At 72.0% G+C, this 18048-nt stretch carries 18 protein-coding genes and 3 tRNA genes; 13 read left to right on the top strand and 8 right to left on the bottom strand.

Annotation, left to right across the window (positions count from 1 at the left end; all coding sequences use genetic code 11):
- The first annotated feature begins 36 nt into the window (after positions 1-36).
- The 4 genes from V7S47_RS09025 to V7S47_RS09010 all read left to right on the top strand — a co-directional run bounded on the left by V7S47_RS09025 (position 37) and on the right by V7S47_RS09010 (position 480).
- Positions 37-113: transfer RNA gene (locus V7S47_RS09025), tRNA-Ile, on the top strand.
- A gap of 33 nt (positions 114-146) precedes the next feature.
- Positions 147-275: a DLW-39 family protein gene (locus V7S47_RS09020; protein WP_336561255.1), complete on the top strand. Its 129-nt coding sequence runs from the start codon at positions 147-149 to the stop codon at positions 273-275.
- Positions 276-298: 23 nt separating this feature from the next.
- Positions 299-374, top strand: a tRNA-Ala gene (locus tag V7S47_RS09015).
- A gap of 15 nt (positions 375-389) precedes the next feature.
- Positions 390-480, top strand: a tRNA-Ala gene (locus tag V7S47_RS09010).
- On the opposite strand, the gene V7S47_RS09005 is transcribed toward V7S47_RS09010, so the two are convergent.
- Positions 468-1274, bottom strand: a complete 807-nt coding sequence (locus tag V7S47_RS09005) for an MBL fold metallo-hydrolase (protein WP_170866935.1) — start codon at positions 1272-1274, stop codon at positions 468-470. The two genes, V7S47_RS09010 and V7S47_RS09005, sit on opposite strands and share 13 nt — an antisense overlap.
- A 95-nt stretch (positions 1275-1369) precedes the next feature.
- Here V7S47_RS09005 and V7S47_RS09000 point away from each other — a divergent pair, with 95 nt between their 5' ends.
- The 6 genes from V7S47_RS09000 (at position 1370) to V7S47_RS08975 (ending at position 6570) form a co-directional block, all read left to right on the top strand.
- A complete protein-coding gene (locus tag V7S47_RS09000) occupies positions 1370-2407 on the top strand; it encodes an Ig-like domain repeat protein (protein WP_090851584.1) in 1038 nt (345 codons plus the stop codon).
- 95 nt (positions 2408-2502) lie between these two features.
- Positions 2503-3504 (top strand): hypothetical protein, encoded by a 1002-nt coding sequence (locus tag V7S47_RS08995; protein ID WP_336561253.1) that lies wholly within the window; start codon positions 2503-2505, stop codon positions 3502-3504.
- A gap of 42 nt (positions 3505-3546) precedes the next feature.
- Positions 3547-4314: an SURF1 family protein gene (locus V7S47_RS08990; RefSeq protein ID WP_336561251.1), complete on the top strand. Its 768-nt coding sequence runs from the start codon at positions 3547-3549 to the stop codon at positions 4312-4314.
- The gene (locus tag V7S47_RS08985; protein ID WP_336561249.1) at positions 4311-4712 is read left to right on the top strand and encodes a DUF3817 domain-containing protein; all 402 of its coding nucleotides are present in this window, start codon (positions 4311-4313) and stop codon (positions 4710-4712) included. The genes V7S47_RS08990 and V7S47_RS08985 overlap by 4 nt, the downstream gene beginning before the upstream one ends.
- A 4-nt stretch (positions 4713-4716) precedes the next feature.
- A complete protein-coding gene (locus tag V7S47_RS08980) occupies positions 4717-5544 on the top strand; it encodes a patatin-like phospholipase family protein (RefSeq protein WP_336561248.1) in 828 nt (275 codons plus the stop codon).
- Between the two features lie 3 nt (positions 5545-5547).
- On the top strand, positions 5548-6570 hold the full coding sequence (locus V7S47_RS08975) for a 1-acyl-sn-glycerol-3-phosphate acyltransferase (RefSeq protein WP_336561246.1): 1023 nt from the start codon (positions 5548-5550) through the stop codon (positions 6568-6570).
- Between the two features lie 10 nt (positions 6571-6580).
- Here the strand turns inward: V7S47_RS08975 and V7S47_RS08970 are convergent, their stop codons facing one another.
- Positions 6581-7252: a hypothetical protein gene (locus tag V7S47_RS08970; protein WP_336561244.1), complete on the bottom strand. Its 672-nt coding sequence runs from the start codon at positions 7250-7252 to the stop codon at positions 6581-6583.
- 186 nt (positions 7253-7438) lie between these two features.
- Between V7S47_RS08970 and V7S47_RS08965 the strand changes: the two genes are divergently transcribed.
- Together V7S47_RS08965 and V7S47_RS08960 are read left to right on the top strand one after the other, a co-directional pair.
- Entirely contained in the window at positions 7439-7951 is a 513-nt protein-coding gene (locus tag V7S47_RS08965; RefSeq protein ID WP_090851602.1) for a peptidylprolyl isomerase, read from the top strand.
- Between the two features lie 12 nt (positions 7952-7963).
- Positions 7964-8902, top strand: a complete 939-nt coding sequence (locus V7S47_RS08960) for a rhomboid family intramembrane serine protease (RefSeq protein ID WP_336561243.1) — start codon at positions 7964-7966, stop codon at positions 8900-8902.
- 319 nt (positions 8903-9221) lie between these two features.
- Here V7S47_RS08960 and V7S47_RS08955 read toward each other — a convergent pair whose 3' ends face one another.
- Positions 9222-9692 (bottom strand): cell division protein CrgA, encoded by a 471-nt coding sequence (locus tag V7S47_RS08955; RefSeq protein ID WP_090851608.1) that lies wholly within the window; start codon positions 9690-9692, stop codon positions 9222-9224.
- 69 nt (positions 9693-9761) lie between these two features.
- Here V7S47_RS08955 and V7S47_RS08950 point away from each other — a divergent pair, with 69 nt between their 5' ends.
- On the top strand, positions 9762-10544 hold the full coding sequence (locus V7S47_RS08950) for a DUF881 domain-containing protein (protein WP_336561242.1): 783 nt from the start codon (positions 9762-9764) through the stop codon (positions 10542-10544).
- Here V7S47_RS08950 and pknB read toward each other — a convergent pair.
- The 5 genes from pknB to V7S47_RS08925 are packed head-to-tail and all read right to left on the bottom strand — an operon-like array spanning position 10486 to position 18035.
- Entirely contained in the window at positions 10486-12348 is a 1863-nt protein-coding gene (gene pknB / locus V7S47_RS08945) for a Stk1 family PASTA domain-containing Ser/Thr kinase (RefSeq protein WP_336561241.1), read from the bottom strand. The genes V7S47_RS08950 and pknB overlap by 59 nt on opposite strands.
- A complete protein-coding gene (locus tag V7S47_RS08940) occupies positions 12345-13877 on the bottom strand; it encodes a serine/threonine-protein kinase (RefSeq protein ID WP_336561240.1) in 1533 nt (510 codons plus the stop codon). Before V7S47_RS08940 ends, pknB begins: the two co-directional genes overlap by 4 nt.
- On the bottom strand, positions 13874-15346 hold the full coding sequence (locus tag V7S47_RS08935; RefSeq protein WP_336561239.1) for a peptidoglycan D,D-transpeptidase FtsI family protein: 1473 nt from the start codon (positions 15344-15346) through the stop codon (positions 13874-13876). The genes V7S47_RS08940 and V7S47_RS08935 overlap by 4 nt, the downstream gene beginning before the upstream one ends.
- Positions 15343-16758: an FtsW/RodA/SpoVE family cell cycle protein gene (locus tag V7S47_RS08930; protein WP_090851617.1), complete on the bottom strand. Its 1416-nt coding sequence runs from the start codon at positions 16756-16758 to the stop codon at positions 15343-15345. The genes V7S47_RS08935 and V7S47_RS08930 overlap by 4 nt, the downstream gene beginning before the upstream one ends.
- Entirely contained in the window at positions 16755-18035 is a 1281-nt protein-coding gene (locus V7S47_RS08925; protein ID WP_336561238.1) for a PP2C family protein-serine/threonine phosphatase, read from the bottom strand. Before V7S47_RS08925 ends, V7S47_RS08930 begins: the two co-directional genes overlap by 4 nt.
- Between the last annotated feature and the right edge of the window lie 13 nt (positions 18036-18048).

The raw sequence follows: 18048 nt of genomic DNA, 5'->3' as shown, positions 1-18048 counted from the left end.
GTCGCCCGGCGACCGCCTCCGGCCCTGGCCGGGAGCGGGCCTATAGCTCAGACGGTTAGAGCGCTTCCCTGATAAGGAAGAGGTCACAGGTTCAAGTCCTGTTAGGCCCACCAGCACCACCCCGCCCCGCGCACCAAGGAGCCGCTGTGAAGAAGCTCGTCCTCCTCGCGCTGGCCGCCGCCGGCGCCGTCCTCGCTAAGAGGAAGATCGACGAGGGCAAGGCCGAGCAGGCCCTCTGGGCCGAGGCCACCGACGCGGTCACTCGCAAGGCCTGACCGCCCACCCTGCTTCACCATGAGGGGCCTTGGCGCAATTGGTAGCGCACCTGCTTTGCAAGCAGGGGGTTAGGGGTTCGAGTCCCCTAGGCTCCACCAGACCTCCCGTTCGTCGGACTTGGCCTTGGCGCAACTGGTAGCGACTCTGCCGATCTTGGGCTTGGCAAGCAGGGGGTGAGGGGTTCGAGTCCCCTAGGCTCCACCAGTTCCTGACAGCGCGGCGTACTCCGCCGGGTCGTGGGCGGAGAAGACCGTGACGTCGTCACGGTGCGCGGCGTACAGCTCGCGGAGCCGCTCCTGGTTGCTGTGCCGCAGGTGCGAGTCGGCCTGCGTGAGGCTCTGGAAGAGGCGGAGTCCCGGCGGGCAGGTGCGTGGTGTCTCCTTCTCGCCCGCCGCGAAGTAGGCGTCACCGGCGTGCAGCAGCCATCCACCTCCGGGCCGGGCCACCGCCACCGCGCTGTGGCCGCGGCTGTGGCCGGCCAGCGGGACCAGCAGGACGTCGTCGCCCAGGACGGTGACCGACTCCAGGCCGAGCCAGGAGTCACCCGCGGTGTGGTGGCGGACCCAGCGCGGCCCGTGGGCCCACTGGGGGGAGCGGTAGCGGCCGCGCTCCTTCAGGGTGGGGTGCAGGGCCGCGTCCAGTTCGGCGGCGTGCACGTGGACCCGGGCGAACGGGAAGTCACCGATGCCGCCGGCGTGGTCGAGGTCGAGATGGGTGAGGACGACGTCGGTGACGTCGGCGGGATCGTGGCCCAGCCGGCGCAGCTGGGCGATCGCGGTCTCGGCTGGGTCGAGGACCGGGCGCAGGATCGCCCGGAACGGCTGGCCGAGCCGCCTCGGGTCCGCAAGGTCGCCCGTGCCGAAGCCGGTGTCGACGAGGAGCAGGCCGTCGGGCCGCTCGACGAGCAGGCAGTGCGCGACCACGGTCCTCGGCATCGCGCGACCACCGAAGGTCAGCGCGGGGCGGAAGGACGCGCAGTTCAGGTGGGTGACGCTCACGGGGGCATCGTGACGGCCGACAGGCGTCTAGTCCAGGGCGACCAAGAGTGAGGAACCGTCTCACAGAAGGTCCGCGAGCCCTAGCATCCGAACACGTGGACTCCCATCTGAAGAAGAACCCTCTGCGACGCGGCCTCGTGGCCGCCCTGGCCGCTGCGGCCCTCCTCGTCCCGGTCGTCTCGGCCGGACCGGCCGCAGCCGTGCCGGACGACGGGCGTGGCGTCGTCGTCGTCAAGGTCGTCGACCAGGCCGGCAAGCCGGTGACCGCCATCGTCGAGCTGTACAAGTCCGGCGAGGCCGACCCCGATGGACTGACCGGGACCTTGACGCCGCCCAACACGACCACGTTCGATGCCACCGAGGTGGGTCGGTACGGCGTGAGCACCATGAGCCCCTGGGGCGGCCTGAGCTGCCACGGAGTCACCCCGTGCAACTACCTGGGGATGCAGGGCGCGCCGGGTGCCACGACCGTGTCGGTCCCCGGCGTCCTCCCGGTCACCGACTCCGAGACCCCGGCCGTCTACACCGTCCGTCTGGCCGCGCCCGGGACGATCACCGGGACGGCCGCCGTCGGCAAGCGCCTGACCATGACCTGGTCGCCGACCATGAAGAACCTCATCGACACCTACACCCTGGTGGGCGCCGGTGCGCTCGCCCCCGGCGTCCAGTGGCTCCGCGACGGCGTGGCGATCCCGAACGCGATCGGCAACACCTACGACCCGACCGGGGCCGACGCGGGACGCGTGGTGTCCGCTCGGCTGAGCTACCCGAGCTCGGTCGTCCTGGTGCCGGGGGCCGGCTTCGATGCCGCCCCCCGCACCATCGGGGGTCGGAGGGTCGCCCGGGCCACGAGCGTCACCACCGTCGACGTCTTCCGCAAGAAGGTCGTGCAGGGCCGCTCGCCGGGTCTGCGAGTCGACGTGACGGCCGGCGACCTGCCCGCCACCGGCAAGGTCAAGATCAAGATCGGCAAGCGCACCTACCAGAAGACGCTGCGCAACGGCTCGGCGCGGGTGCCGGTCCCGGGCACGCTCAAGCCGGGTCGCTACAAGGTCGTCGCCACCTACCTGGGCAACGCGTCGTACAGCGCCTCGAAGGGCACCGGCCGTTTCTCGGTCGTGCGCAAGGGCTGACGCACCCGAGCTCGGGCACCCCCGCGCCCTGCGGGGGTGCTCGACGCCGCACCCGGACGACGCCCGAGTCGCCGGCCTCCCTCCTGGAGCACTCGATGAAGAACCCTCTACGCCGGCGTGCCGCCGTCGTGATCGCATGCGTCCTCGCCTCGACCCTCGGCGCCCTTCCGGCGATGGCCGAGGAAGGTGATGGCAAGGGCTCGCTGCGCGTCACGATCCTCGATCCCACCGGTGCGCCCGTCGACGCCCAGCTCTTCCTGATGAAACAGGGGGCGGGTCCCGGCAGCGGCGGTCTCAACGGCGTGCGGGTCGCGCCGGGGACCTTCGACTTCGTCGACGTCCCCGCCGCTCGGTACGGCGCCTACACCATGTCGCCCTGGGGTGGCATGACCTGCGCCGGGATCGATCCGTGCGACTACTTCAGCCTGCAGGTCGAACCCTCCCCGGTCTCGGGAGCCGTGACGGTGGACGACGTCGAGACGCCCGCCCGGCTCACCATCCGCCTGGCCCCTCCCGCGGCCGTCAGCGGGTCGCGGGTGATCGGCCAGCGGCTGCGGGTGACCTGGTCCCCGCAGATGGCCACGATGATCGCCGAGCTGAGCGCTTCCGGAGGGATCGCGCTGCCGACCGTGCAGTGGCTCCGGAACGGCGTGGTCATCCCACACGAGCTCGGGGTCACCTACGAGACGACCCGCGCCGACCTGGGTCGCGTCCTGAGCGTGCGGCTCTCCTACCCGGCGGGCAGCTTCTGGGACCACCGGAGCGAGGACTGGTCGCCCCGCACGGTCGTCGGCGGAAGGATCGCCAAGATCACCAGCCGTACGACGGTCGACGTGTTCCGCAAGAAGGTCCTCCCGGGCCGCACACCCGGAATCCGGGTCGAGGTGAGCGCCGGGAACCTGCCCGCGACCGGCAGGGTGCGGATGAAGCTCGGCCGGCTCACCGTCACCAAGACGCTGCGCAACGGGTCGGCACGGTTGGCGGTCCCGCGCAGCCTGAAGCCACGTCGCTACCGGGTCGTCGCGACCTTCCTCGGGAGCTGGTCGTCCAGCCCCTCGACGGGGACCGGCACGTTCAAGGTCGTTCGCCGGCGCTGATCCACCGGTCGAGCCGTCGGGGCACCCCCGTAACCTGAGGGGGTGCCCCGACTGCTCGCCCCACGCTTCTGGGGCGCGCACCTGCTGGCGCTGGTCCTCGTCGGGACGGCGTGCCTGCTGGGCTACTGGCAATACGACTCGTGGCAGGAGCGCCGGGCCGCGGAGGCCGCGGACCTGAGCGATCTCGAGCCCGAGCCGCTCGTGGACGTGCTCGGTCCGGACGACCCCTTCCCCGGCGACAAGGTGGGGCAGCCGGTCGAGGTCAGCGGCACCTGGGTGCCGTCGGGCACGGTCTACGTCTCCGGGCGCGAGCACGCCGGGGTGGACGGCTACTGGGTCGTCACGCCGCTGGCCGTAGGAGCTGCGGACGCGCCCGCGCTGCCCGTCGTACGCGGGTGGGTGGCCGAGCCGGACGAGGCGCCGGCTCCGCCGAGCGGTACGACGGACCTGGTGGCCTGGCTGCAGCCGACCCAGGGCACCAACGAGGTCGACACCGACCGGAGCGACGACATCCTCCCGCAGGTCCGCACCGCCGACCTGATCCAGCGCGTCGACCAGGACCTGTACGGCGCCTACGGCGTCGCCACCGAGCCCCTCGACGGGCTCGAGCCCGCCACGCTCGAGCAGCTGCCCCCGGCCGGCACCTTCACCGCGCTGCGCAACCTGCTCTACGCGATCGAGTGGTGGGTCTTCGGCGCGTTCGCGGCCTTCATCTGGTGGCGCTGGGTGCGCGACGTCACGCGCGCGGAGGACGACGCCGAGTCCGCCGGGACCCGGCCGGAGCCCGACCCGGTACCGTCGGAGCCGTGAACCGGAACCTCGCCGCCTACCGGGTGATGGCCTCGATCGTCGGCGTCCTGCTGGTCGTGCTGATCCTGGTCGGCGTGCCGCTCGCCAACTTCGACGGGTCCGGCATGTGGGGCGTCTTCGGGGCCACGCCCTCCCTGGTGACGCCCGGCTCCGACGTCCAGCAGGTCGGCGAGGCGATCACCGAGTACCTCGGGGTCGCCCACGGGTGGCTCTACATGATCTTCCTGGTCAGCGCCTTCCTGCTGGCCCGCAAGGAGGCGTGGGAGCCGTCCTTCACGATCGTCACGCTGGTCTGCGGCACCATCCCGGTGCTGAGCTTCTGGGCCGAGCACCGGGCGACCAGGCGGGTCCGCCTCCAGGCCGCCGCCGACGCGCACGCCGACCAGCCGGTGACCTGAGCCCATGACCACCGCGTTCGTGCTCGGAGGCGGTGGCGTGCTGGGTGCGGTCGAAGTCGGGATGCTGCGCGCGCTCCTCGAGCGCGAGATCGTCCCCGACCTGGTGCTGGGCACCAGCGTCGGCGCCCTCAACGGCGCCCTGGTCGCGCGCGAGCCCGCGCTCCCGGTCATCGAGCGGATGACCGACCTCTGGCGCACGGCCAACGACGCCGGCCGCCAGGTGTACGGCGACAAGCCGCTGCGGACCGTGCGCCGCGCCGTGTCGAGCGGCGGCACCCACCTCTACTCCTCGAAGCCGTTGAAGCAGCGGCTGGCCGACGAGCTCGGCGACGTCACCTTCGAGGAGCTGCCCGTCCGCTTCCAGGTCTGCGCCGCCAGCATCGAGCGGGCCGCCGAGCACTGGTTCAGCACCGGACCGGTCGTGGACGCCGTGGTGGCGAGCGCCGCCGTACCCGGGCTGCTGCCGCCGGCCGAGGTCGGCGGGGAGCACTACCTCGACGGCGGCATCGTGAACTCGATCCCGCTGGGCCGCGCCGTCGCGCTCGGCGCGACCCGGGTGTTCGTCCTCCAGGTCGGCCGCTTCGACCGGCCGCTGAGCGTCCCGCGCCGGCCGTGGGAGGTCGCCCGGGTGTCCTTCGAGATCGCCCGACGGCACCGGTTCGTGCGCGAGCTCGACGAGCTGCCCGCCGGCGTCGACGCGCACGTGCTCCCCGCGCGCGGCACGTCCACCCGCGACGACACCTTCTTCGGCAGCAAGGACTTCTCGACCGTCCAGCGGCGGATCGACGCGACGTACGACGCCTGCGCGGCGTACCTCGACGAGCAGGGCTGAGCCGTGCTCATCTGGGCCGTGCGTCGCTTCGTGGTCGCGCCGGCCGTGGTCGGCCTGACCGTGCTGATGTGGATCTCGCTGCCGCTGTGGCTGGTCGGGGCCGCGGCGCTGTCGCCGCTGCTACCCGGACGGTGGCGGGCGCTGCGCGTGCTCTGGCTGGTGGTCTTCTACCTGAGCATCGAGACGGTCGTGCTGCTGATCATGTGGGGCGCCTGGTTCGCCTCCGGCTTCGGCCGGGCCATCCGCCGTCCCTACTGGGAGGGGATCCACTACGACCTGGTGCAGGGCGTGATGTGGGTCTTCTTCCGCGAGTCCAGGCGGGTGCTCCGGCTGAGCATCGAGACCGACGGGCCCACGCCGGACGCGCACCCCGGGGTCCCGATCCTGGTCTGCTGCCGGCACGCGGGACCCGGCGACTCGTTCACCCTCATCCACGCGCTCATGCACTGGTACGGCCGGGAGCCGCGGGTGGTCCTCAAGGACACCCTGGCCTGGGACCCGATGTTCGACGTGGTGCTCAACCGGATCCCGGCCCGCTTCATCACCCCGAACCCGGCGGAGGGCGAGGACCTCGAGTCGCAGATCGCCGCGCTGGCCGACGGGCTCGACGAGAACGACGCGTTCGTGATCTTCCCGGAGGGCGGCAACTTCACCCCACGGCGCCGGGACCGGGCGATCGCCCGGTTGCGCCGGATCGGCATGGAGCGGATGGCCGAGCGGGCCGAGTCGATGATCCACGTCCTCGCGCCCCGGCCGGGCGGCTTCCTCGCGGCACTGGACGCCGCGCCCGACGCCGACGTCGTGCTGGTCGCGCACACCGGGCTCGACCATCTGCTCACCGTCGGCGACGTGTGGCGCGAGCTGCCGATGGACAAGCGGATCGTGATGCGGTGGTGGCAGGTGCCGCGCGCCGAGATCCCCGAGGACCGCGAGGAGCGGATCGACTGGCTCTACGGGTGGTGGGAGCGGATCGACCTCTGGATACAGCAGAACCGGCCCGAGGATCTCCCCTCGGACCGGTCCTGACCTGCTGCTGCTACTTCTTGCCCTCGTCGATCGAGACGACCTCGGCCGGCTCGTCGGGCGTGGTCACGTCGTGGGCGCCCTCCGCCTGGTCGGCGATGGCCTCGTCGGGGGCCGCGCCCGCCGGGTCGTCGGCCGGGGTGACCTTGGGGGCACCCGGGGCCTTCGGGGAGGTCGGGCCCGCCGGCGGCGGTGCCGGGACGTACGACGACTGCCAGCTGTCGCTCTGCTTGCCGCCCTGCAGCTTCTTGGCCGCATAGCCGACGCCGCCGGCGACGATCGCGAACAGCGCGATCTTCTTCAGCTTGCCGCCCTTCTTCTTCGGCGGCTCACCCTTCAGCTCGGCGACCTTCTGGTCGGCGAGATCCTTGACGGCGCTCGCCTTCTCACCGGCGATCGCAGCGCCGGAGGCGATCAGCGGCACCGCGCGGGCGCGCGCGTCCGCGACGACGGGAGCCGCCTTGTCCTTCGCGTCGCTGGCTGCCGCGGCGGCCCGGACCCGGGCGTCGGCGAGCGCGGGGCCCGCCTTCTTCTGGGCGTCGTGCAGGGCCGGCCGGGCGGTGTCGTTGACGAAGTCCTCGACGACGTCGACGGCCTGCGCGAACGCGGCCTCCACCTGGGGGCGGACCGAGTCGACGTAGTCCGAGGCCTGGTCGAGGAGGCTCTTCTTCTTGCGGAGACGCATCGCGTCACTTCCTCTCGTTCGGTCGTTGCCATTCGATCATGTCGCGCAAGCGGCGACCTGCGCGGCGAGCACCCACTCCGAGGGGATGCTTGCGGACCGTGCGAGGATCGACGAGGCACGACGAGAGATCGTCGTGCCCTCCGCAGTACCCACTTACCCCCGCGTCGTCACACCAGAAGGGCAGTCATGGCTGACCAGCAGGCCATCCTCCACACCAACAAGGGCGACATCGTCATCACGCTCTTCCCGAACCACGCGCCCGAGACGGTCGCCAACTTCGTCGGCCTGGCCACCGGCGAGAAGTCGTACGACGCGGGCAACGGCAAGACCGGCCCGTTCTACGACGGCCTCGGCTTCCACCGCGTCATCGACGGCTTCATGATCCAGGGCGGCTGCCCGCTCGGCACCGGCACCGGCGGCCCGGGCTACACGTTCAAGGACGAGCCGCACCCCGAGCTCACCTTCGACAAGCCCTACCTGCTCGCGATGGCCAACGCCGGCCCGGGCACCAACGGCTCGCAGTTCTTCGTCACCGTCGGGGCGACGACCTGGCTGAACTTCAAGCACACGATCTTCGGCGAGGTCGCCGACCAGGCCTCGCGCGACGTCGTCGACGCGATCGCCAAGGTCAAGACCGGTCCGATGGACCGCCCGGTCGAGCCGGTCGTGTTCGAGTCGGTCGAGATCGTCAACGCCTGACCCTCTCCGTCCGTGACCCAGCCTCCGATGCCCCAGGCCGGGGTGCCCACGTGTTACCGGCACCCCGGCCGGGAGTCGCACATCCGCTGCCAGCGCTGCAGCCGGCCGATCTGCCCCGACTGCATGCGCGACGCCGCCGTGGGCTTCCAGTGCCCTGAGTGCGTCGCGGAGGGACGTCGTACGACCCGCCAGGCCCGCACGGCGTACGGCGGGCTCCGGCCCACCAACGCCTCGATCACCACGATGGTGCTGATCGGCCTCAACGTGGCCGTCTTCGGGATGATCCAGCTGACCGGGCGCTACGGCTCCCGGCTCTACGAGCTCTTCGCGCTCACCCCCACCGGCACGTGCAGCGTGAGCGACGGGTCGGGGTACTTCCCCGGCGTCACGTCGGAGGGACTGTGCAGCACCGTCGCCGGGACCCGCTGGGTGCCCGGCGTGGTCGACGGCAGCTACTGGCAGCTGGTCACCACGATGTTCACCCACGTGGAGATCTGGCACATCGGGCTGAACATGCTCGCGCTCTACATGCTCGGTCCGCAGATCGAGCTCGCGGTGGGCCGGATCCGGTTCCTCGCCCTCTACCTGCTGTCCGGCCTGGCCGGCTCGGCGCTGGTCTACTGGCTCGCCGACCCGGAGGGCTCGACCGTCGGAGCCTCGACCGCGGTCTTCGGCCTGATGGGCGCGCTGCTCGTCATCGCCCACAAGGTCGGCGGCGACGTGCAGCAGATCCTGCTGCTGCTCGCGGTCAACGCGGTGATCACCTTCACCATCCCGAACGTCTCCTGGCCCGGTCACCTCGGCGGCTTCCTGGGCGGGGTCGTCATCTCGGGCGTGCTCGTCTACGCGCCCCGCGGGCCACGGCGCGCGGCCTTCCAGGCCTGCGGTCTGGTCACCGTGACCGCGCTCCTCGCGCTCGCGGTCATCGCCCGGTCGGCCGCACTGGCCTAGACCGAACCGCGCCCGCAGGAATCGAGCCCTGGCCTCCCGGATACCGGGGGGCCAGGGCTTCGTCGTATGCCCCCCGTGTTCTCCACAGCTGTGGAACAACATGTGGAGAACTACACCGATGTAGTTCTCCACAGGCTTGTCCCCAGGTGTGCAAAAACCGCCCGCCACCACGGAGGTGACGGGCGGTGCGTGTCGTGCTAATCGCGGAACCAGGGTGGGTCTCGTCATCCCCGTCGCGGCCTCGTTCCTCAGCCGCGGGGTCTCCTCGACCGTCTCCGGAGACGGCAGCTCGCTCCTTGGTCGCGACCTGCCTGCCGGCTCACTCCCAGCGCGTGGCGAAGGTGAAGCCGATCGCCATGAAGCCGATGCCGACGAAGAGGTTCTTCTGGCCCAGGTCGTTGAGGATCGGGATGCCGCCGGTGTCGGCGGAGTCGCTGAACACGTAGAACGTGCAGATCCAGATCAGGCCGATCAGGAAGCAGCCCAGCATGCCCACCACGACGCCGCGGCCGCGGCCGAGCGGGGTGGAGGGGTGGGCCGAGACGGCCAGGCCCAGCAGCAGGGCGCCGAAGCCGATCAGGTAGTTCCAGTCGCCAAGGTCGGCCATGAACTTCGGGCTGCCGGCGTCGGGCACCGGAATCGCGGTGGGATCGACCCGGACGGCGATGTAGTAGTACGCCATCCAGGCGATGCCCAGCACGATCAGCACCAGCGCGACGACGAACCGTGCCGAGAGCACGGGCCCACGGGCCGGGTCGGCAAAGGTCGGGGTGGCCTTCGACTTGGACACTGGTCTTGCTCCTCGGTTCGCGACGCGCCCGGGACGTCCGCCCACGGGTCGCGGGCTACCTTAGTCGGCGTGACGTCCGAGCACCCGCACGCGGGTACCTCCCGCTGGCGCAGGCTGCTGCGTTTCCGGGGCCCGTGGACCCTCGGGACGCCCGTGGTGGTGCTGCTGTGCGGGTCGCTCTTCGTCGTCAGCGCCCAGAACAGCGACGGCACCGACCTGCGTCCGGGGCGCTACACCGATCTCGCCGACCTGGTCCGGGCGGAGTCGGACCGCTACCAGCGGCTCCAGGACCGGGTCAGCGACCTGACCGAGGACGTCACCGCGCTGACCGAGTCGGTCAACGACCGGAGCGTCAACCGCTATCGCCGCCAGATCGCCCGCTTCGAGGACCCGGCCGGCCTGGTCGAGCGCTCGGGGGAGGGTCTGACCATCACCCTCACCGACTCGCCCGAGGAGCTGGTCGAACAGGCCACCGCGACCGGTGGTCGGCTCAGCAACTACGTCGTGCACCAGCAGGACATCCAGGCCGTGGTCAACGCGCTCTGGACCGGCGGGGCCGAGGCGGTCACGGTGATGGGCAAGCGGATCGTGTCGACCACGGGCATCAAGTGCATCGGCAACTCGGTGTTCCTGCAGGGCCGGCCCTACTCCCCGCCGTACGTCATCTCGGCGGTCGGGGACCAGGACGCCCTGCTGTCGTCGGTCGCCGACGACACGAACCTGCAGACCTACCGTCAGCAGGCCGACGACCCCGAGATCGCCATCGGCTGGGAGCTGGAGGTCGAGGACGACGTCACCGCCCCGGCTTACGACGGCCTGCTCGACCTGTCGTACGCCGAGCCGATGGAGTGACCGGTCCGGTCGAGCGCTCGGTGCCCGGCAGGCCGTCCGTCGGGTCGGTGGGGTCGGTCGGGACGCCCGGGTCCGTGGGGGTCGGCGTGGGGGTCGGCGTCGGGGTGGGCGTCGGGGTCGGCTCGACGTAGGTCGAGACGGTGAGGTAGACGATCGTCTGGTCGTCGTACTCCTTGCCGGCGGCGGGGTCCTGCTCGAAGACCTGGCCGTTCGGGACGTCGGGGTTGCCGTCGTCCTCGAAGAAGCGCGGGACGAAGCCGAGGTCCTTGACGATCTGCTCGGCCTCCTGACGGGTCCGGCCGACCAGGTCGGGCAGCGTCTCACGGCCGTCGGAGAAGTAGACGGTGACCGTGGAACCGGTGGTCACGGGCGTGCCGGGCGGCGGTGCGGTCCGGATCACGACGTCCTTGTCCTCGTCGGACTTCTCCTCCTTCTCATCCGGCACCAGGCCCAGCTCCGCGAGCCGTTGCTTGACCTCGTCGCGACTCTGGCCGACCAGGTCCACGGGCACGTTGACCTGGGGCCGGCCGGTGGAGATGGTGAAGCCGACGGTGGTGCCGGGGTCGACGAACAGGCCGGCCGTCGGCTCCTGAGAGCCGGGGATGACCCGGTTGGCGGGGACCTCGGTGCTGGCCTCGCGGGCGATCGTCCCCACGGCCAGGCCGGCGTCCCCGATCGCCGCGCGGGCCGCGCGCTCGGTCATCCCGGCCAGGTCGGGGACCTCCTCGTCCTGGGGAGCCGGCGGGAAGAGCTTGGGCCACAGCAGCACGCCACCGACGATCAGCGCGATCAGCAGCAGGCCCAGGCCGACGAGCAGGCCGGTGCGCGGACCGGTGCGCTCCTCGGCCTCCGGGAGCGGGGTGGCGGCGGTCGTCGGACCGGCGACCGGCGCGACGACGGTGGTGGCCGAGGTCGGCGGGGCCGGGGGAGGCACGGTGGCCTGCACCGGACGGCCGGCGAGGTAGCGCTCGATGTCGCTGCGCATCGCCGCGGCCGACTGGTAGCGGTCCTCCAGACGCTTGGTCAGCGCCTTCATCACGATGGCGTCGATCTCGGGGGCCAGCGAGGTGTCGTGGTCGGACGGCGGCAGGGCCTGCTCGCGGACGTGCTGGTAGGCGACCGCGACCGGGCTGTCGCCGACGAACGGCGGGCGCCCCGTCAGCAGCTCGTAGAGCAGGCAGCCGGCGGAGTAGACGTCCGAGCGGGAGTCGACGGTCTCGCCGCGGGCCTGCTCGGGGGAGAGGTACTGGGCGGTGCCGACGACCGCGGCGGTCTGGGTCATCGTGTTGGCGGCGTCGCTGATCGCCCGCGCGATCCCGAAGTCCATCACCTTCACGTCGCCGCTGGGCGTGAGCATCACGTTGCCGGGCTTGATGTCGCGGTGGATGATCCCGGCGCGGTGGCTGTAGTCGAGGGCGGCGAGCACGCCGCTGGTGATCTCGAGCGCGCGCTCGGGCAGGATCTTGCGGCCCTCGCGCAGCACGTCGCGCAGCGTGCGGCCGGCGACGTACTCCATCACGATGTAGGGCTGGGAGACGCCCGAGCCGTCGCTCGCGGGCTCCTCGCCGGTGTCGTAGACGGCCACGATCGAGGGGTGGTTGAGCGAGGCCGACGACTGCGCCTCGCGGCGGAACCGGGCCTGGAAGGTGGCGTCGCTGGCCAGGTCGGTGCGCAGCCGCTTCACGGCGACGACCCGGCCCAGGCGGGTGTCGGTGCCCTTGCGGACCTCCGCCATCCCTCCTCGGCCGAGGAGCTCGCCGAGCTCGTAGCGTCCGCCGACCGTCGTCGGCTGTGGGCTGCTCATCGGGGTGCGACCTCCCGGTCGGTCTGGGGGCTCTGGCCGGCGGCGGGGGTGCTCGCACCCGCCGCGGGTGCGGACTCGGTGGGGCTCGGGGTCTCCGACGGGGTCGGCGTCTCGGACGGAGTCTCGCTGGGCTCCTCGGACGGCTCCTCCGACGGCGTCTCGCTCGGCTCCTCGGTGGGCTCGGGCTCCTCGGACGGGGTCGGCTCCTCGCTGGGCTCCTCCTCGGGGACCGGGCCCCAGTAGGAGACCCGGACCTGCTCACCCTCGTCGAGCCGGCCCGACGGGTCGACCGACGAGACGTTGCCCTCGGTCCGGTCGCCGGGGTTGTCGACCTCCCTGGTGTCCACCCGCAGGCCGAGCTCGCCCAGCTCGTCGGCCACCTCGCCGACCGGGCGACCGACGTAGTCGCTCTCCCGGATCGTGATCTCCCCGGTGTCGGCCGGCGGGGACGAGCTGTCGTCGTCGCCACCCCGGGTGGCGAGCACCGCGGCGGTCACGGCGACGACGCCGAGCAGGACCAGCAGCAGCACGACCAGCCAGCGGGTACGACGGCCGTCGCTCGCGTCGTCCTGCGCCGGCGTGGTCGTCGTCGGCGCCGGGGTCGGAGCCGGCACGGGAGCGCCGAGCACCTGCGTCTGCTGGGTGGGGGGCGCGACCACGGGCGCGACGACCTGGGTCGCGGCGTCGGCCGCGGGGTCGCGGAGCGCCGCGGCGAACGCGGCGCCGTCGGCGTACCGCTCCGCGGGGTCCTTGGCCAGCGCCCGTCGTACGACGCGGGCGAGGTCGTCCGGCACGCTCGCCGGGAGGTCCGGCACCGGGTCGTGCAGGTGCGCGAGCGCGGTCGCGACCGGCGACTCCTTGTCGAAGGGCCGGCGACCCACCAGGCACTCGAACGCGACCACGCCCAGCGCGTAGACGTCGGAGGCGGGGGTCGCGGTCTCGCCGCGGGCCTGCTCGGGGGAGAGGTACTGCGGCGTGCCCATGACCTGGCCGGTCTGGGTGATGCCGAGCCCCTCGGTGGCGCGGGCGATGCCGAAGTCGGTGATCTTCAGCTGGCGGTCGGGCGTGACCAGCAGGTTGGCGGGCTTCACGTCGCGGTGCACGATGCCGGCGCGGTGGGCGACGCCGAGCGCGTCACCGGCCTGGGCGAGCAGCTCGCGGGTCGGCACCGGGTCGAGCCCGGAGCCGACGCGCAGCAGCGCGGACAGCGGCTGGCCGTCGACCAGCTCCATCACCAGGAAGGGACGGGGGATCCCGGAACCGTCGGCCGCGTCGGCCTCGCCGAAGTCGTAGACCGAGGCGATGTTCGGGTGGTGCAGGGCGGCGGCGTGCCGGGCCTCGGTCTCGAAGCGCGAGCGGAAGGCAGGGTCGTCGGCGTACTCGGTCTTGAGGAGCTTGACCGCCACCTCGCGGCCCAGCGTGGTGTCGGTCGCCCGCCACACCTCGCCCATGCCGCCGGTCGCGATCCGGCTGCGCAGCAGGTAGCGCCGCGCGTCGTCGGCGTACGTCTCGGGGGTTCCGGTCGTCACTTGATCACCGCTTCCATGACCGCCTTCGCGATCGGTCCGCCGATCACGCCGCCGCCGATCTCGCCGCGCGGGATGTCGGCCTTCTCGATCATCACCGCCACCGCCACCTCGGGGTCGTCGGCGGGGGCGAACGACACGAACCAGGCGTACGGCGAGACGTCGTCCTGGCCACTCTGCGCCGTGCCGGTCTTGCCCGCCACCTGGACGCCGGGGATGGCCGCCGGGCTCGCGGTGCCGTCGTTGACCGTGTAGGTCATCAGGTCGGTCAGCACCTTGGCCGTCGACGACTCCACCGCGCGCGAGAACTCCTCGGGCTGGGTGGTCTCCACGACGTCGAGGTCGGCCGACTGCACCTCGTCGACGACGTAGGGCCGCATCACGACGCCGTTGTTGGCGATCCCGGCCGCGACCATCGCCATCTGCAGCGGGGTCGCGCGGACCTCGTACTGGCCGATGCCGGCCTGGCCGGTCTGCGGCTCGTTCGCGCCGTCGGGGAACACCGACGTGGCCTGCGGGCGCAGGTCCTCGAGGTAGTCCTGGTTGAAGCCGAAGGCCTCGGCCTGCTCGCGCAGCTTGTCCTCACCGACCTGGACCGCCAGCTGGGCGAAGGTGGTGTTGCAGGAGTTGCCGAGCGCCTGGGTGAACGGGATCGTGTCGGTGCCGCAGGAGCGGCCCTCGTTGTCGATCAGCCCGGTGTCGCCGGAGGTCTGAGGCAGCTGGTACTCCGTGCCGCCGGGGACCTGGTCGTCGGCCGACTCGGCCAGCCCGTCCTCGATCGCGGCGGCCGCGGTGACCAGCTTGAAGGTCGAGCCGGGCGGCAGGGTCTTCTGGGTGCCGCGGTTGAGCATCGGCTCGGAGTCGTCGGTGGTCAGCTGCTTCCAGGCCCGGTCCACGGAGGCCTTGTCGTGGGAGGCCAGCTTGTTGGGGTCGTACGACGGAGCGGTGACCATCGCCAGGATCTTGCCGGTCTTGGGCTCCAGCGCCACGACCGAGCCCTCGACGTCGCCCGGCACGTTCGACAGCGCCTCCGCGGCCGCGTCCTGGGCGGCCGGGTCGATGGTGAGCCGGATGTTGCCGCCCTGGGTGCCCTTGTTGCTCAGCAGGTCGACCAGCCGGGTGACGAAGAGGCGGTCGTCCTCGCCGGAGAGCACGTCGTTCTGGGTGCGCTCCAGCTGGCTGGCGCCGTACGCGTAGGCGAAGAAGCCGGTGAGCGGGGCGTACTTGAAGGGGGCGTTGTAGGTGCGCTGGAACTCGTACTGGTCGTCGACCGGGACGCTCTCGGCGATCGCCTCGCGGCCGACGATGATCGAGCCGCGCTCGCGCGAGAAGGCGGCGTCGAAGACCCGCTGGTTCTCGGCCCGGTCGTTGAGGGCCTCGCTGCGGAAGTACTGGAGGTACGTCGCGTTGGCCATCAGTGCGAGGAACAGCACGAGGCAGAAGATCGAGATGGTGCGGATCGGCTTGTTCACAGTCGGATCACCTGGGTCGACTCGTCGTCGGCGGACTCGTCGTCGGTGGAGAGGTCCGGGAGGGGGCGGCGGGCCAGGTCGGAGACGCGCAGCAGCAGCGCGATGATCACCCAGTTGGCGATCAGGGACGACCCGCCGGCGGAGAGGAACGGGGTGGTCAGGCCGGTGAGCGGGATCAGCCGGGTGACGCCGCCGATGACCACGAAGACCTGGAGGGCGAAGACGGCGGCCAGGCCGGTCGCGAGCAGCTTGCCGAACCCGTCGCGGGAGATCAGGGCCGCGCGCAGGCCACGCTCCACGATGAGGCCGTACATCACCAGCACGGCGAGGACGCCGGTCAGGCCGAGCTCCTCGCCGATCGCGCCCATGATGAAGTCGGAGTTGGCGAACGAGATCCGCCACGGGCTGCCCTCGCCGAACCCGCGGCCGAGCAGGCCGCCCCAGGCCATGCCGAACATCGACTCGACCAGCTGGTCGCTGGTCGGTCCGGACTCGGGCCGGTAGTAGCTGAAGGGCGAGAGCCAGATGTCGAAGCGCTGCTGGACGTGGGAGAAGGCGTAGTAGCCGCCGGCGGCGCCGAGGGTGAACAGCATCCCGCCCACGACCAGCCAGCCCGGCCGCTCGGTGGAGACGTAGAGCATCACCAGGAACAGCCCGAAGAAGAGCAGGCTGGAGCCGAGGTCGCGCTGGAAGACCAGGACGCCGAGGCTGATCAGCCACATCACCAGGATCGGGCCGAGATCGCGGCCGCGGGGCAGGTCGACGAAGAGCACCCGGCGCCCGGCCAGGGCGAGCGCGTCGCGGTGGAGGACGAGGTAGCCGGCGAAGGTGATGACGAGCAGCAGCTTGGCGATCTCGCCCGGCTGGAAGCTGAACGGCCCGACGCCGATCCAGATCTTGGCGCCGTTGATGGTCTTGCCGAGGCCCGGGACCATCGGCAGCAGCAGCAGCACGATCGCCGCGAGGCCGCTGGTGTAGGTGAACCGGGTCAGCCGGCGGTGGTCGCGCAGCACGATCAGGGTCACCGCGAAGAGGATCACGCCGAGGGTCATCCAGGTGAGCTGCGCCCGGGCGACGTCCTTCGACGCGCTGCCCGCGGCCAGGTCGAGGCGGTGGATGACGGCCAGCCCGAGGCCGTTGAGCGCCGCGACGACCGGCAGCAGCACGGGGTCGGCGTACGGCGCGACGAAGCGGATGACCAGGTGGGCGGCGATGGTCAGGGCGGCCAGCCAGCTGCTGTAGCCGACCATGTCGGCCGGGACCTCGCCCTTCACGCCGATGCCGACGGCGGCGTACGCCCCGACGCCGACGGCGAGGGCGAGGACGAGCAGGAAGAGCTCGGCACCGCGCCGGCGGCGGTGCACGAAGCCCATCAGCCCGGACGTGCCGGGGGAAGCGGTCGGGGTGCTCATGGCGTCGACTCCGCCGGGGCCATCCGCTCGACGAGGTTCTCGACGATCTGGTGGGCGTCGTCGAGGGAGCCGTTGCCCATGCCCTCGCCCAACTGCTGCTGGTAGGTGTCGGCGAGCCGGTCGATCTCGACGTTGGTGGTCTCGTAGGGCTCCGAGAGCGAGAGGCCCGGCAGGTCGGCGTTGACCCCGCGGAAGATGACCACCTCGCCGTTCTCCTCGGCGACGTAGTACTGCTGCTGCGTCCACGACCAGGCCGCCGCGACGGCGATCCAGAGCAGGCCGAGCAGGGCCAGCGTGAGCAGGAGCCGCGAGAGCCAGACGAACCGCACCGGGGCGCGGGGGGCGTAGCGGGCCTGCTCGGGGTCGATCGGGTCGGCGTGGATCGCGTGGACGTCGTCGGGCAGGTCGGCGGGCACGGGCTCGAGCTCGCCGGTGTCGCCGGCGCGGCCGCGGAACATGCCGCCCGTGCGCGGGGCCCGGGTCGGCCGCCGGCGGAGCTCGGCGGCGGCGCCGACGAGCTGCGGCTGGAGCGGCTCGCCGTCCGCGTCGGTCGCGGGCGAGCCGTCGGACTCGACGACGTCGGCGACGATGCAGGTGACGTTGTCGGAGCTGCCGGCCTCCAGGCTGGCGCGGACCAGCTCGACCGCGGCGAAGTCGGGCGTGCCGGTGGCGAGGATCTCGGCCAGCCGGGCGTCGTCGAGCACGCCGCTGGCGCCGTCGCTGCACAGCAGCAGCCGGTCGCCGGCGACCAGCTCGAGGACGAACAGGTCGGGTTCGGCCTCGCGGACCCCGTCGAGGGCCTTGAGGATGATGTTGCGGTGCGGGTGGACCCGCGACTCGGCCTCGGTGATCCGGCCCTCGTCGATGAGGCTCTGGACGAAGGTGTGGTCGACGGTGAGCTGGCTCAGCTCGCCGTCGCGCAGCAGGTAGGCGCGGCTGTCGCCGACGTGGCCCAGGCCGATCCGCTGCCCGTCGAACAGCGCGACGGTGGCGGTGGTGCTGGTGCCGTTGAGCGCGGGGTCCTCGTCGACCAGCTCGGCGATCCGGTCGTGGGCCCGGTGCAGCGCCCCGGCGACGGCACCGAGCAGGTCCTCGCCCGGCTGCTCGTCGAGCTTGCGGAGCTGCTGCACGGCGGTGCTCGAGGCGATGTCGCCGCGGGCGGCGCCCCCGACCCCGTCGCAGACGGTGAGGAGCCAGGGGCCGGCGTACCCGGAGTCCTGGTTGTCGCGGCGGACCCGACCGACGTCGGAGAGCGCGGCGTACTGGAGGCGCAGCATCAGGGGAGACCCG

The organism is Nocardioides sp. CCNWLW216 (assembly GCF_037120545.1).
In the GTDB taxonomy this organism is placed as follows: Bacteria; Actinomycetota; Actinomycetes; order Propionibacteriales; family Nocardioidaceae; genus Nocardioides; species Nocardioides lianchengensis.
Note: the sequence above shows the minus strand (reverse complement) of the source record. Positions and strands in the feature narration are given on the sequence as shown.